13 protein-coding genes are annotated in these 13,858 nt (G+C 37.9%); 5 read left to right on the forward strand and 8 right to left on the reverse strand.

Annotated features, from left to right (window positions below):
* Positions 1-331 precede the first annotated feature (331 nt).
* From BDR01S_RS26590 to BDR01S_RS20855, 6 genes are all read right to left on the reverse strand, one after another.
* On the reverse strand, positions 332-403 hold the full coding sequence (locus BDR01S_RS26590; RefSeq protein ID WP_305802429.1) for a hypothetical protein: 72 nt from the start codon (positions 401-403) through the stop codon (positions 332-334).
* A gap of 11 nt (positions 404-414) precedes the next feature.
* Entirely contained in the window at positions 415-1,659 is a 1,245-nt protein-coding gene (locus tag BDR01S_RS26095) for a sensor histidine kinase (protein WP_066249016.1), read from the reverse strand.
* Positions 1,652-2,338: a response regulator transcription factor gene (locus BDR01S_RS20840; protein ID WP_066249021.1), complete on the reverse strand. Its 687-nt coding sequence runs from the start codon at positions 2,336-2,338 to the stop codon at positions 1,652-1,654. The genes BDR01S_RS26095 and BDR01S_RS20840 overlap by 8 nt, the downstream gene beginning before the upstream one ends.
* 80 nt (positions 2,339-2,418) lie before the next feature.
* Positions 2,419-3,261, reverse strand: a complete 843-nt coding sequence (locus tag BDR01S_RS20845) for an RnfABCDGE type electron transport complex subunit D (protein WP_066249023.1) — start codon at positions 3,259-3,261, stop codon at positions 2,419-2,421.
* Positions 3,262-4,143, reverse strand: coding sequence for an FAD:protein FMN transferase (locus tag BDR01S_RS20850; protein WP_066249025.1), 882 nt, complete (start codon positions 4,141-4,143; stop codon positions 3,262-3,264).
* 10 nt (positions 4,144-4,153) lie between these two features.
* Positions 4,154-4,615, reverse strand: coding sequence for an FMN-binding protein (locus tag BDR01S_RS20855; protein WP_066249028.1), 462 nt, complete (start codon positions 4,613-4,615; stop codon positions 4,154-4,156).
* A gap of 543 nt (positions 4,616-5,158) precedes the next feature.
* Between BDR01S_RS20855 and BDR01S_RS20860 the strand changes: the two genes are divergently transcribed.
* A complete protein-coding gene (locus tag BDR01S_RS20860) occupies positions 5,159-5,497 on the forward strand; it encodes a DsrE family protein (RefSeq protein WP_066249031.1) in 339 nt (112 codons plus the stop codon).
* A 101-nt stretch (positions 5,498-5,598) separates the two neighbouring features.
* Here the strand turns inward: BDR01S_RS20860 and BDR01S_RS25905 are convergent, their stop codons facing one another.
* Positions 5,599-5,739 (reverse strand): hypothetical protein, encoded by a 141-nt coding sequence (locus BDR01S_RS25905; protein WP_169801467.1) that lies wholly within the window; start codon positions 5,737-5,739, stop codon positions 5,599-5,601.
* Positions 5,740-5,815: 76 nt separating this feature from the next.
* The gene (locus BDR01S_RS20865; RefSeq protein ID WP_066249034.1) at positions 5,816-7,873 is read right to left on the reverse strand and encodes a molybdopterin-dependent oxidoreductase; all 2,058 of its coding nucleotides are present in this window, start codon (positions 7,871-7,873) and stop codon (positions 5,816-5,818) included.
* Positions 7,874-8,258: 385 nt separating this feature from the next.
* Here BDR01S_RS20865 and BDR01S_RS26690 point away from each other — a divergent pair, with 385 nt between their 5' ends.
* The 4 genes from BDR01S_RS26690 to BDR01S_RS20885 all read left to right on the forward strand — a co-directional run bounded on the left by BDR01S_RS26690 (position 8,259) and on the right by BDR01S_RS20885 (position 13,852).
* Positions 8,259-8,615, forward strand: coding sequence for a 4Fe-4S dicluster domain-containing protein (locus tag BDR01S_RS26690; RefSeq protein ID WP_369691101.1), 357 nt, complete (start codon positions 8,259-8,261; stop codon positions 8,613-8,615).
* 5 nt (positions 8,616-8,620) lie between these two features.
* Positions 8,621-10,165, forward strand: a complete 1,545-nt coding sequence (locus BDR01S_RS20875; protein ID WP_066249037.1) for a PucR family transcriptional regulator — start codon at positions 8,621-8,623, stop codon at positions 10,163-10,165.
* 356 nt (positions 10,166-10,521) lie between these two features.
* Positions 10,522-11,211, forward strand: coding sequence for a TorD/DmsD family molecular chaperone (locus BDR01S_RS20880; RefSeq protein WP_218007885.1), 690 nt, complete (start codon positions 10,522-10,524; stop codon positions 11,209-11,211).
* A 34-nt stretch (positions 11,212-11,245) separates the two neighbouring features.
* A complete protein-coding gene (locus tag BDR01S_RS20885) occupies positions 11,246-13,852 on the forward strand; it encodes a molybdopterin-dependent oxidoreductase (RefSeq protein WP_066249043.1) in 2,607 nt (868 codons plus the stop codon).
* Positions 13,853-13,858: the final 6 nt, after the last annotated feature.

A 13,858-nucleotide genomic window follows, 5' to 3' on the forward strand; every position in this document is an offset into this window, starting at 1 on the left:
GCAGAATGGAGCTCGTTTTGGGGTATATAAGCGGAGGTTCTCCGCTTATGCAACGCAAAATCCTCCATTACCACGTTTTCCGAGTCAATAGGCGGAATCTCTCCGTCTATTTAGGCTATTTTTTACTTTATTTACTAACTAAGCGGAATTTCTCCATCTATTTATCAGATTGGGTGCTTAACCTGTATTCCCACATCTGGGAACAGGAGGATCGGTTCTTATCGGTTGGGGGAAAAAAACCTCATTTACTTATGATACAGTTCACCGTATCTATCAAAGTGGCAGTTTTTTCGGCTTCGAATTCTATCTAATTACGCAGCGAAACTTCCTTTTATTCTACAATTTGTGCCGCAAACCGAGCTGTAATTTGCTGTGGACGTGTAATTGCTCCTCCAACAACCACCGCATATGCCCCTATTTATATTTAAGTGGGAGGTTAACGAAAATATGTGTCCCCTCACCTTCTTTGCTTACAACACGAATTGTTCCTGAATGGGATTGAATAATCCATCTTGCTATAGAAAGCCCTAATCCGGACCCTTCTAAAGCGCGATTTCTTGATTTATCCCCACGATAGTACCGATCGAAAATATAGGGAAGATCCGTCTTTGGAATACCAATTCCTGTATCTATAATATCAATGAGCACTCGCGAATTTTTAACACTACTTCGAATCGAAATAGAACCATTTTCCTTTGTGTATTTTATTGCATTGTCTAATAGGATGACAAACAATTGTTTTAGTCTCTCCTTATCTCCCACCATTTTTATAGGTTGAATTTCAGCATTTAAATTGATCTTTTTTTGCATCGCCAGAGAATTAAAGTTCTTGATCACTTGATTAAGAACTTCATCTAACTCAATGGACGAGCGTATAATCTGTAACTGATTGGAATCCGAGCGAGCTAATGACAGTAAATCTGCGGTCATTTTTGACATGTAATTAATTTCTTTAATCGCCTGATGAATCGTCTCACTTTCCTGTTCAATACTATTATCTGGATGACGAAATAAACGCTCAAGATTTAGCCTCATAACAGAGAGTGGTGTACGCAGTTCATGTGAAGCGTCTGCAACAAATTGCTGCTGTTTATCCCACGAAAGCTTGATAGGTATTAAGGATTTATTCGCAAGGTAAACTCCGGCCATTATCGCAATAAACACACTTAATAATGAGCCAAAACCGATAACAATAAGTAAATGATATAACATTTCTTTTTCTCGTTTTAGGTTATATATAATTTGTATATTCTTTACTGGAGAATATTCTTTATCCTTTGATCCAGATATATTTAAAATGTGATAGGATTCATTTCCAATGGTAATGGATTGAAGACCTGTCTTATTTATTAATGGAGAAAAACGGTTTGTCTCTATGTGAGAAATAGAATTTTTAGGAATTACTTGGTATAACTTATTTCCCTTTTCCCAAAGTAAATAGACGAGACGCTGGTTTTCTTCCCGCTCCGGGTTTAATTGAGCCCCTAGTTTTTCCTTTTCGTGGAGGAGGTGAGTTTTCTTTTCTAAAATAGTTTGATCAGCTTGATGGTACAAACTATATTGTGTATAAAAGTAAATCATTGCCCCAAAAGCATTTTGGAGAATAAAAAATACAAGAGCATTAAGGATGACAAGTCGGTATTTAGTCTTTTTAAACATTGCTTTGATTACTCTTTAACATATATCCCACACCACGGACTGTCCGAATAAGACGGTCATAGTCAAAAGGAGCTAGTTTTTTTCGTAGATAGTGGATGTAAAGATCAACAATGGCATCTGTCGTTTCCGATTCAATTCCCCATACTCTTTCAAATATTTGGTCTCTCGTTAAGATTTGTTCTTTATTTTGTATTAAATAATAGAGTAATTCATATTCTTTAATGGTTAATTTTAAAACATCATCGTTAATAAATCCTTCATGCTGATGGGTATCTAAAAGAATAGGACCATAGGTTATTTTCCCTTCTATTCCCATTTTACCGGAGCGACGAAGCAATGATCGAACTCGGGCCAAAAATTCCGATGTTGCAAAGGGCTTTACAATATAATCATCCGCTCCAAAGTCTAAGCCCTGTACTTTATCCTCAATCCGATCTTTGGCAGTAAGAAACAATGTCGGTGTTTGAATGCCTTCACTCCGTACTTTTCTCATTAAAGAAAACCCATCCATTTTCGGAAGCATAATATCAAGAGTAATCAAATCATATTCGTAGGATGAAGCCATGAGGTAGCCTTCTTCTCCATTTTCAGCTTGATCAACTTGATATTCCTCATCTTCCAATATTGTTGAAATGATTCTTCTTAATGGCAAATCATCTTCTACGACCAATACACGCATTGCTGCCCGCCAACTTCCTAATTAATTTTCATTGATATTATTTGTCTTATCATGCCACTCTATTTTCCATTTTACAAAATCTATCTACAAGCGTTTCTACTTGTACGAGTTTGATACTGGGTTTTAACATTTTGTGTGAGTACTGTGGCCTTTGATGATGAACGTTTTTGGAGATAGCTATAAATATTCCCAATAAATAGTCCGATAAACAAATACGTTAGTCCCCCGAAGATCCCATAAACAAGGACTCCTGAAACTGCCGAGAGAATCCCAAATAGGACTTGATTCTTATATTTTGCTGGTGATGTTGGCGGGTCAGTAAGCATAAAAAAGGAAAAAAATAGGGTTGCATTAATAAATGGCGGTCTAAAGGCATCAGCGGCATTTCCAACATTGAGCATTCCCATCAATAATAATAAGACAAAAAAGGTCCCAAGGAATGATAAAACCTGAGGGAACTTATTTACTCGGTCCGTTATTAGGTATCCGCCAATCACGAGGAAGATAATCGTCCATGCTGGAAGATCCCCAAATGCTCCCCACCAACTTTGACCTGTCTGAAAAATAAAAATAGATAGCAGCAAGCCAACGGCAGCCGGATTAAAAATGGGTTTTTTCTTATAGACTAAAAGATGCTTAGACAAGATGGCGATAACAGCCGTTCCCGCTACAATCTGCCACGGCGTCGTGAAGCTCAAAATCAGGGATATAAACAAACCAGTAATAACAGTGCTATCCTTACTGCTTTTTCTATTCTTCATTCTGCAATAGAGAAAATCCACAACAAACGCAAGACATATGGCAATGATACCATTTTTTACGCCCATTATATTCTTCGAACCAATAGAAGCGATAATAAGATAAGAAACCAAGGTAGCGGTGACATAGCCCTTTGGGGTTTTTATCCATTTTTGTATAGTCACTTAAATTCCTCCCACTCTAACAATTTGTAATTCAGGCGTGATTAGAAGGCCCTTTAGGTCTACTTTTTCGAGTAAACTTTTTCCCTTTTTTATACCCTGCAGGAAGGAAATTGTTGAAAAAGCATCTGCCATCATCGCGTACGGGGCGATGACACTGCTGCTAATCAATTCATTGGGCGAACATTTTGTTTTTGGATTGACAATATGATGTCCTTCCGGTAATGCCGGATTCCTTCGTTCGTAACTTCCTGATGTACAAATGGCCTCGTCAGAAATTTCAATCGTTTTTATGATTTTATCTTTTTGATACGGATGCTGAATTCCGATTTTCCAGAGGTTCCTATTTTCGTCAACCCCACCTGCAAACAAGTCACCACCAGCGTTGATAACAAATCCATCAAATTCGTTTAACTCATTTGCTGCCAAATCGATGGCGAACCCTTTGGCCACGGCCCCTAAATCAATCACTAAAGCCTTTTTTAAAAGTAATGAATGTGTTTGTTGATCTAATTCGATGTCATGATAAGTAACGGCAGCAGCAGAAGGACTTTCGATAGTATCGCCCGTTAAATAATGACGATTAAAGCCGTGCAGTTCCATCACTTTCCCCACAGTGGGGTCGAATAAACCATCTGTAAATTTTGCCATTTCCAGAGCAAACTGAAGGGGTTGAAATAAGAAGGGACTAATTTTCACAGGAGTTCCAACGTTTTGGCATGCCTGCATCAATTCACTTGCAGCGGAAAAACGGCTGCAGGCTTGCTCGACTTTTTGAAATGCCTGAAAGGCTCGATTAATTTTTTCTTCTGTCTCTTCCTTTGAGTACCTTGTTACGACCTTTATATCTACTACGGTATCCATATACAATTTTGTTTTTCTCATTTTTTTAACCTCATGCGTTTCGTGCTTGGTCAAGTGCTTCTTGAACAGCATCTTGAAAAGCTTGTGTACTGTAAGTTGCACCTGATACATTCATTACTTGAGCATTTTGCTTTTTCAATACTTCATCAGGCAGCCCAACGACATCACTTTCTGAATAATGCATAGCAAAATCGCTAATTTCTACATCCTTAATTTTATCGTTCTTAATAGTTACTTGCACACCAATGGACCCACGTCTATTCCAGCCTGAACCAGTAAATGTACCATCTTTATAAAGCTTATTCTTTTGACTGTTGACGACTTTTTTACCTGTACCATTTAATGAATCATTATTTTTTTGTAAGTTACTTACAATATGTTGTTGTATAGGTTGAACAGCCGCCTGGGATTCCGTAGTATAATACCCAGCAGAATAAACCGCAGCAATCGCTGTAGAACAAAGGAGTACCCACTTTTTATCCACTTTTTTCATTTAAAATCCTCCTTACAACTCATCCTTAATTCCTTTATTCGAGATTAGTATATATTAGGAATATTTGAATTTCCTTAGAAGGGCTTTTGGAAATATTGGAAGGAGAATTACTTCTTCAATTGCTCAACTCCATGGTATAAGTTCATGTTGAATCCGCTACACAATAAAGGGGCCGAAGTGAGAGTTTTTTTGCCCACTAGCTAATTTAAATACAACAACAAAAACAAACTTTCATGCAACAAATGTTCATCTAATCATCCAAAAATAGTAACAGCACCTACTCTTTAAGAAGGTGCTGTTACTATTTTTCAAAAAAACTCTATTTACTTATGGTAAGGCACCATTCCACCTGCTATACCAGCGGCTTTTGGAAAAAAATAAGAAGACACCCATAATGGATGCCATTAAACTTCAACATGTTGTTGTTACCTATATTTATATCTTGGACACGAGACCCCCCGTGTTTAACATGGACTAGACAAGTTAGTTATTTACTTATTAAATATGCTACCATAATGTTATTAAATCAGTGAGGTGGAGAAATTGAAAAATAAAGTAATTTTACTTGCTTCAGATCAGCTTGGCAAAGGGGATAGGGAACTGGGCGAAGGAGTATTAGAGACATTCTTTACTATTCTTAAGCAAAAGGAAGAACTGCCTGCGGCTGTTTTTTGTATGAATCGCGGCGTGTTTACATTAACGGAAAAATCATTTGTTTCCCTTCAATTAAAGGAATTAGAAGAAAAAGGTGTTGAAGTTCTCGCTTGTAAAACCTGTGTTGACTTTTATGAGCTAAATGACAAGCTAGTAGCTGGCAAAATCAGCGGGATGGCCCAATTTATTGAGTTAGCTTCAAAATATGAAGTCATTACATTAGCTTGATTTTCAACATAGCCATTATAAGTAAATCAAAATCTTCCAAGGCCAGTGGGTCAGTCCCCCGCTATGATATCACTTTAAAGCAGCGGGGGACTGACCCAAACTTAATTACTAATCATCACATTTACCAACAGCTTACGAATCGAAAGAGTCATGTCCTCTCTTCCCAAATCAATTTCTCTTGAATAGCTTTCAAATCGCCTATTTCGATAGTCTGTGTAATGATAATCCATGAAGTTGACCATTATCATAAATCATTTTTCTAAAATATAAGAAACTGCATTTACTTATTATTCGGGCGGTGGCAGCACCGAAATAAATTTATAATTTCTCCACCTTCACAAATGTGTCATAAAAGGCAATCCCTTTGGCCCCATAGGCATTCTCCCCCATATCGGTTAGGGTAACAGGAATCAAATGGTTTATGTTAACATCAGAATCTGGATACCACCCTTGGTAAATCATCAGAATATCTTTTGACACTAGTTTACTAAAGATAGCTTTAATCTCGATTGATCCTTGATTATTAAAAACCTTTACTATCTCACCGTTAAAAATTCCCATCGCTTTGGCTACATCGGAATGAATCGCGACAAATGCCTCTCCCTCGTCAGTTAAATTCAGGAAATGGAATTGAGAATTAAGCGCATACGGATGATGCGGTGTAATCAACCAAAAAGGATAAGTTTCATTTGGAGCTTTTCCCTCTACAAACAACGGTGTAGGCGGTAATCCTGCATCACTAGCTTCCATCGAGTAAAAATGATATTTCCCTGTGGTAGTAGAAAACTGTTGATCATTCCATGCGATTTTTGGCAGCTTGGCCGTCAAACTTCCCTTTTCTAAATCATTAATTGACTGAATTCCAAATACCTCTAAAACCTTTTCATTAAATTGAGAATTCAAATATACCTCTTCTGAAGAGTGAATTGGAAACGAACAAAGGTTAGGAGAATGATGTTTGAGCCTTAAAGCCAGCTCTCTCATAATATTCCATTCACTTCGACTTTCGTAATAAGGGGGAATAGCTTTTTGATTGAAAGCAATTTCTTTGTGCCAATAGTTTGTTACGATATCAGCTTCTTCAAAATGGGTCGTCGTTGGTAAAACGAGATTCGCCATTTTTGCTGTCTGTGTCATAAACTGCTCAACGGCTACAACGAATGGGATTTTCTTCATATGATTCTGAATCAATTGCGGGTTCGGCTCCTGTGTTAATGGATTTCTACATGAAATCCACATCATTTCTATCGGCGGTTGATTGATAAAGGGGGTGACACCGTTCGTAATCCATTCGTCCATGGTCAAATTCCGATTATTTACATTTAAATGCTCATTAATAAAACCTTGTTGATTGCTAAAAACATACGTTTCTTCCTGGTTAAAAAAAATGCCGCCGCCTTTTTTTCCGATATCTCCACGAGCAGCAGCCAGTGCTTGAATGGCTCGAATATTTTGCCCACCATTCGAATGTCGTTGTAATCCCATTCCGATAATATACGATACAACCTTAGCTTCTTTCAACCAACTCAACAATAGATTGATGGCTTTTTTAGGAATGTCACACATTTCTTCATATTCTTGAGTATCGATCTGTTTCATTTGCTTTATAAACTTTTCAAATCCAATAGAATGCTCTTCTAAAAAGCGATAATCTAACGACTTTGCTTCATATAGACCTTTAATCAATAGGTTGGCCAATGCCCCATCTGAACTTGGACGAGGTTGAAGATACAAATCTGCGAGTTCTGTTGTCTGTGTATATAATGGATCGATGACAACAATCTTTGCACCTCTTCCCTTTGCTTCTAAAATAAAGGGAATCAGATGAATATTCGTGACTGCGGGATTTGCACCCCATATGATAACCAATCCAGCCTCTGCTACTTGCGTTGGGTCTGACATTTTGACCGCTCCCATATCATATTGGACTGCTTGAATGCCAGCTGAATGACATGGTGAACCAACAATTCTTGTCGTTTTACCAATACTTGAAAAAAACTGTTCGGTCACAAAATGTTGGACACCAAAATTACCAGAGTATTTATATAAAACCAGAGGAAGAAAGTCTCCGTATTGTTTCTTTATATTGATCATTTGATTGATGATTAACTCAAAAGCCTTTTCCCATGTAATTTGCCTAAACTTACCTGAGCCCTTAACTTCTTGATAATAAGGAAACTTCAGCCTGTCCTGGTGATAGTTTCTTTCGACATATGCATACCCTTTCGAACATAATTTTCCTTTTGTGTAAGGGTGATTGCGATCACCTGTTATATGGACAAGGCGTCCATTTTCTACATGAGAGATCATTGTACAAGCACTAAAACAGTTTCTCGGACAAACATTTTTAAACTGGGTTGTTCTATATACATTCATGAGTACTTCCCCCCGTTGATTCTCTATTTGTCCTACTTTCCACTTTGGATTCACAATATTGTCATTTAATATTCACGATACTGTCGTACAAGATTTTGCTTTACTTCCATTTTATAATATAAGCTTAGGGTAATTGTTTGAAACTTCTATTACAAAAATTTTAGTTGAAAATTGGAAGGAGTTAGCTGAAGTGACTACGCAACTAATGTTTTACATTGACCATGGTAAATGTATTAAATGTAAAAGTTGCGAAATGGCCTGCAACGAATACTACAATCTTAGTGGTGTACATCGCAGAACTGTTGTCTCATATGAAACAGATTCGAATGAAGGAACCGTTCATTTGTCCATCTCCTGCAATCACTGCAAAAATCCTGTTTGTGTCATGGTTTGTCCTGAGAACAATTTTCAGAAGCGGCAAGACGGAATCGTTGTTCATAATTCATCTAATTGTAAATCTTGTAAAAGATGTATCCAAGCCTGTCCGTTTCATGCTCCTAAATTAAATCCAAAAACAAATAGGGCAGACAAATGCAACTTTTGCGTAGAAAGAATTGATCAAGGTTTAAAGCCTGTATGTGTCGAAAATTGTATCACAGGTGCTCTTAATATGATGAAAGTAGATTCAAATAGTACTGATTCTACTAATGTGAATGCAGATATACCCATTGTTAACTATACCAAACCTTCCATCTTTATAAAAAGAAAGCAACCAGGACTGATATTCTTACGTGAGGGGTGAGCTTCATGAATCACTCATTACAAGACAAATTATTAAATATCCCATTATATCAACTAACCTTTTTAACTTCGCTCCCTAAAGAACCAGTATATTTTGAAAAGACCATAGATTTTATTCCCGAGAAATGGCTTGAAGCTTTTACTATTATTATTCTGGAAAATTTCGAGCAATGGGAAAAGCTTAACAAAAAGGAGACTACACTTCGATTAATACAAGATCCAAAATTGATAGGATTGATTTTATGCGAACCCAGCAAGATTCATATGCAAGAAGACGTAATCCAGCTGTTTATGCAATGTCAATTTCCAATTATCCAATTGCATGATTCGGCATTAGTCTCTGTTCTAAAGCAAAAAAATGATTTTCTTTCCTTTAGCCAACTAAGTGTAGAGATTCAAGGATTCATGGCAAAAGGGTCCATTCACGTAGCAGCTGAAATGTCCAAAGCACTAAATACACCCTTTCTTTACTTGGACCAAAATGAGCAGCTGCTATGGCAAACAGGGGAAAATAGTGACTTACAAGCCGCAAATCGCTGGCTTTATAATCATTATAAAAAAGAGACGACTCCAAAGAAGATGACCAAATCAGAAAGTCCCTTTCAAGCATACCCTATTCAAATATCTGAATCGATTGATCATGCTTTAATTGCTTCTTTGCAAACAGAAATCTGGCAAAAAAAGATGATTGATAAATTTTCAGGATTACTGGCTCTTTCTTTACAAACGCAGGGAAAGTTCCAAGAGCAGCAGGAGCTTTTTAAGGAGCATTTCGTATATGATTTGCTATATCATAAATTTGAATCACAGAAGGTTATGATTAAGCAAGGAAAGGTTTGGGGCTGGAATCTTGAGCACCCGCATCATCTCCTCGTAATAAATATCTCCGTCTCAGAAGAGATGACCAATATGAATTGGCTAGATGAAATCCTCTCAGCCATCGAGGCACAAATCTCTGGAACGGTGGAAACATTGATTGTGTTTCCCTTTCAAGATCAAATTATCGTTTTGCTTGAAGATGGAGAAAATCGAACCGTCAATCAAAGAAAAAAACATGTAGCCGAGATTGCTCACCAACTGATAAAGCTTCTTTCTAGCCATTTTTCCTATTGTCGATTTTTCATAGGAGTCGGGAAATGGTATCAGGATAGCACCCATTTAAATAAAAGCTATCAAGAAGCAAAAATGGCGCTGCAATTTGGTCGAATATGGTTTAAAAATAAAAATGTCTGTCACATTAATGATTTAGGTGCTCTCCGCTTACTCATCCAAATTCACCAAGAGGTTCTTCTTGATTATAGTGAGGAATACTTGTTACCTCTTATTGATAGCGATCGGGAAAGTGGAACGGAATATATTAAAACGCTTCAACTATATATTCAGCAAAAGGGAAGAATTAATGATGTTTCGGAAGCATTGTTTGTCCATCCGAATACGTTAAGAAATCGAATCAAAAAAATAGAAGAAATAACAGGGATCGACTTACAAGATCCTGAGGAATTTATGAATTTAATGATTGCGGTCAAACTTCTATCTTTTATGAAGTCATAGCTTTAAAAACCTAGCTCTTGATATGGCAGAGCTAGGTTTTTTTATGAATAAAATTTGAAATCTATGAGAATGGCTCTTACCTATCATTAGTTGTTCACTTCTTTCTTATTACTCCGAAAAGATACTGTGAAAAACACACAATTGGAACTCCGCAAGATTGGATGAGCATACACTTCTTTTCATGTATTTTCTTTATTAAAATAAAGAGGTAGATCATTATGTGAAAAAATTCACAAGAATAAATCCCTTAGGACCAAGACTAAGAACGAGAAAACGATTGGCACTATCTTTTATCGAGTTCATGCTTACTTAGATCCATCCCAGTTTTTTTTATATTAGAAAGAGGTGAAATGACGGTGAACCAACAGCAACTCTCCGAAATAACAGAGATTCAAAATCTATTTGACCTTCGCATATTTGCTTATGATATATTGCGAAGAAGCTTTTTGGAGGAACCAACTAAGGAACTAATTGCCCAATTTGAAAATGGTGTACTCAATTTTTTTCCTTTCAAAGAAGAAAATTCACAACTTAAAGATGGAATTGAACTAGTTAATCATTATTTTAAATCGTTCGATATGGATAAAAACTTCGAGGAACTGCATTGGGATTTTACCAGGATGTTCATTGGCCCATACGAACTCCCCGTTCATATTTGGGAATCATCCTATGTGAATAAGGACCGCCTTCTTTTTCAAGAAGAGACATTGCTCGTAAGGAGATTATACTTAGAAAATTGTTTTGAACCCCTTCATTATGGTCGAGAAGCAGATGACCATTTAGGGTTAGAGCTTGACTACATGTATCATCTAAGCAATATCGCAAACGATTTTGCAAAAGAAGGAAACACAATCAAGCTCAATAAAATATTAGCTGATCAAGATTATTTTTTACAAGAACATCTTCTGAAATGGACTCCCTTTTTTGGAAAGGAGGTTATTCATCATTCCGAAACAGATTTTTATAAGGGTATGGTAAAAATTCTTAATGGATTTTTAACAATAGATAAAGCCTGCATAAAGGAAGTCCTGAGCAGAACAAATTGATACAAACAAGTGTGTGAAAATTGGAGGTGTATTTATGTCAAATTTTCTAAAAAAAGCTATGGATCATCGGATGACTCGAAAAGCATTTTTAGGCTGGAGTGCAGCACTTACGACTGCGGTGGCGGCCCCATCGTATGGACTGAAAAAAATAGATTCGAAGGTTGCTGCTGCAAAATTAGAAACAGAGGAAAAATGGGTAACAGCAGCCTGTTGGCATAACTGTGGAGGACGTTGTTTGAATAAAGCCTTGGTGGTTGATGGCGTTGTAGTCAGACAGAAAACAGATGATACCCACCCGGATAGTCCAGACTATCCACAACAAAGGGGCTGTCATCGCGGACGTTCGCAAAGACATCAAGTGTTCGGAGCCGATCGATTGAAATATCCGATGAAACGCAAACATTGGGCGCCCGGAGGCGGCAAGAAGGAGCTGCGCGGAAGAGACGAATGGGTACGTATTTCTTGGGATGAAGCTCTTGATCTTGTGGCCGCTGAATTAAAACGAATAAAAGAAAAGCATGGAAACCAATCGATCCTTGGAACTAGCAGACTCCTTAATTTTTACGGAGGAGGTCTTGTAAGATGGGGTTCATCTTCATCAGGTGCCTGGGGAGTGCCTCAAGAATGTATGACGGGCTTCTTCTCTTGGGCAGCCAATGACAGATTAGATTGGAGAAATGCCAAGCTGATTGTGATGTGGGGTTCAAATCCTACTCGCACCAATTTAGGGAATCCTAGCTACAACATATTACAAGCAAAAAAATCAGGGGCAAAAATTATCATTGTCGATCCTTCGATAAGTCCATCTGTTAAAACATTAGCAGATACATTCATTCCTTGCAGACCTGGTACAGATACCGCCCTTCTTCTTGCAATGGCTTACCATATGATTGAAAACAATCTGCAGGATCAAGATTTCCTTGATAGATGTACGGTTGGATTTGATAAGAATCATATGCCTGAAGGAGCAGAGCCAAAGGAAAACTTCAAAGATTATGTGTTAGGTACCTATGATGGCATTCCAAAGACACCTGAATGGGCATCGGAAATTTGCGGAACAGCTCCTGAATTAATTAGAGAATTTGCACAGGAAATTGCAACAACAAAGCCAATGATCTTTATGTCATCATTCGCTCCTGCTCGTACGTATAGAGGGCAGCAGTACTGCCAAGCATTTCTTACAGTTGGCTGGATGACTGGAAATGTGGGCAAATCAGGTGCCGGTGTTTGGACAATGCCTTATGCTTCCAATCAAAGTTATGGTGGTAAATCCCTTGTGAGCGGTGGGGATACAGGTCTTCCTCCTGCCGTGAATCCGCTATTCCCGGATGCAACCTACGGGGCTTATGACGGTTATAGATGGGCTAACCCAACAAATCTCGAAGCCCATGGCATGGCTTATTGTGAAACCTATGATGCTATCTTAAATAATGAGTATACGGCAACAGCAGGCCGCGGTAAAGTTCCATGTGATATTCGCATGATTTGGCTGGTCCGTGATGGAAGTGGCTATAATTACCTAAATCAATCCTCTGATGTTATGAAAGGAATTAAAGCTTTCCGTAAAGTTGATGCTGTTATTACGAATGACATCGTGCTCTCAACCATTTCGAAATATGCTGATATTGTATTACCTGCAACGACGGAATGGGAAAAGGAAGGAAAAGTTTTCCAAGGAAACCCAGAAGCCATCATTGTTACAAGTAAAGTATCTAAGCCGATTTTTGAAGCAAGATCCGAAGAATGGATGGATCGAGAACTTGCCAAACGACTTGGGCTGAATCCTGAAAAAATTTATCCAATAAGTGAAAAACAACAATTATTCAATAGCCTTGCGGGAGCTCAAGTAATTAAGAAAGATGGAATAAATTACGAGTCACTAGTCACCATCTCCCAAAAAGATATTAAAGATTGGGGCGTTCAGGGAAAACCGCAAAAAGGAAAGATTTCTCTAGAAAAACTAGTTGAACAAGGGGTATATCAAGTCCCTAGATCTCCTGATGATCATTTCACTGTGATTCAAGGGGAGGATTTTGTAAAGGATCCAAAAGCTCATCCTCTTGCAACAAAGAGCGGAAAACTGGAAATCCACTGTCAGTCCTTAACTGATAAGATTGCAGCTTATGGTTTTACGACAATATCACCAATCGCAAAGTATGAGCCACCGCTTGATGGATATGAAGATACGTTTGAAAATTGGAAAAATAAGGTCAAGGGCGAATATCCATTCCAACTTGTCACGATGCATTACGGAAGACGTTCCCACTCTGTATTCGATAATATACCGCAGCTTCGAGAAGCCTATCCACAGGACTTCTGGATGAATACAAGAGATGGTAAAGCACTGGGTCTTAACGATGGAGATACGGTTTTAATTGAGAGCCGATATGGAAAATGTATCCGTCCACTTACTCTATCAGAGTGTATGATGCCAGGTGTTGTCAGCCTTGGAGAAGGAGCTTGGGCAGAGATAGATGAAAAGACAGGCATCGATAAAGCAGGTGCAACGAACGTCCTTTGTGGAGCCCGATTAAGTGGACAAGGTGAAGAGCCATGGAATACAACGATTGTCCGTGTTAAGAAATACAAAGATGAAGAATTAAAACCAGATGCAGAGTGGGAGCAAAGAATCATATTTTAGGAGGTG

Origin of the sequence: Neobacillus drentensis NBRC 102427 (assembly GCF_001591445.1) — a bacterium.
In the GTDB taxonomy this organism is placed as follows: Bacteria; Bacillota; Bacilli; order Bacillales; family Cytobacillaceae; genus Neobacillus; species Neobacillus drentensis.

What these genes read in the sequence shown, in the direction of transcription:
- BDR01S_RS26095 (WP_066249016.1), bottom strand. Translation starts at nt 1,659, where the DNA reads ATGTTTAAAAAGACTAAATACCGACTTGTCATCCTTAATGCTCTTGTA.
- BDR01S_RS20840 (WP_066249021.1), bottom strand. Translation starts at nt 2,338, where the DNA reads ATGCGTGTATTGGTCGTAGAAGATGATTTGCCATTAAGAAGAATCATT.
- BDR01S_RS20850 (WP_066249025.1), bottom strand. Translation starts at nt 4,143, where the DNA reads ATGAGAAAAACAAAATTGTATATGGATACCGTAGTAGATATAAAGGTC.
- BDR01S_RS20855 (WP_066249028.1), bottom strand. Translation starts at nt 4,615, where the DNA reads ATGAAAAAAGTGGATAAAAAGTGGGTACTCCTTTGTTCTACAGCGATT.
- BDR01S_RS25905 (WP_169801467.1), bottom strand. Translation starts at nt 5,739, where the DNA reads ATGGTCAACTTCATGGATTATCATTACACAGACTATCGAAATAGGCGA.
- BDR01S_RS20865 (WP_066249034.1), bottom strand. Translation starts at nt 7,873, where the DNA reads ATGAATGTATATAGAACAACCCAGTTTAAAAATGTTTGTCCGAGAAAC.
- BDR01S_RS26690 (WP_369691101.1), top strand. Translation starts at nt 8,259, where the DNA reads ATGGTTTGTCCTGAGAACAATTTTCAGAAGCGGCAAGACGGAATCGTT.
- BDR01S_RS20875 (WP_066249037.1), top strand. Translation starts at nt 8,621, where the DNA reads ATGAATCACTCATTACAAGACAAATTATTAAATATCCCATTATATCAA.
- BDR01S_RS20885 (WP_066249043.1), top strand. Translation starts at nt 11,246, where the DNA reads ATGTCAAATTTTCTAAAAAAAGCTATGGATCATCGGATGACTCGAAAA.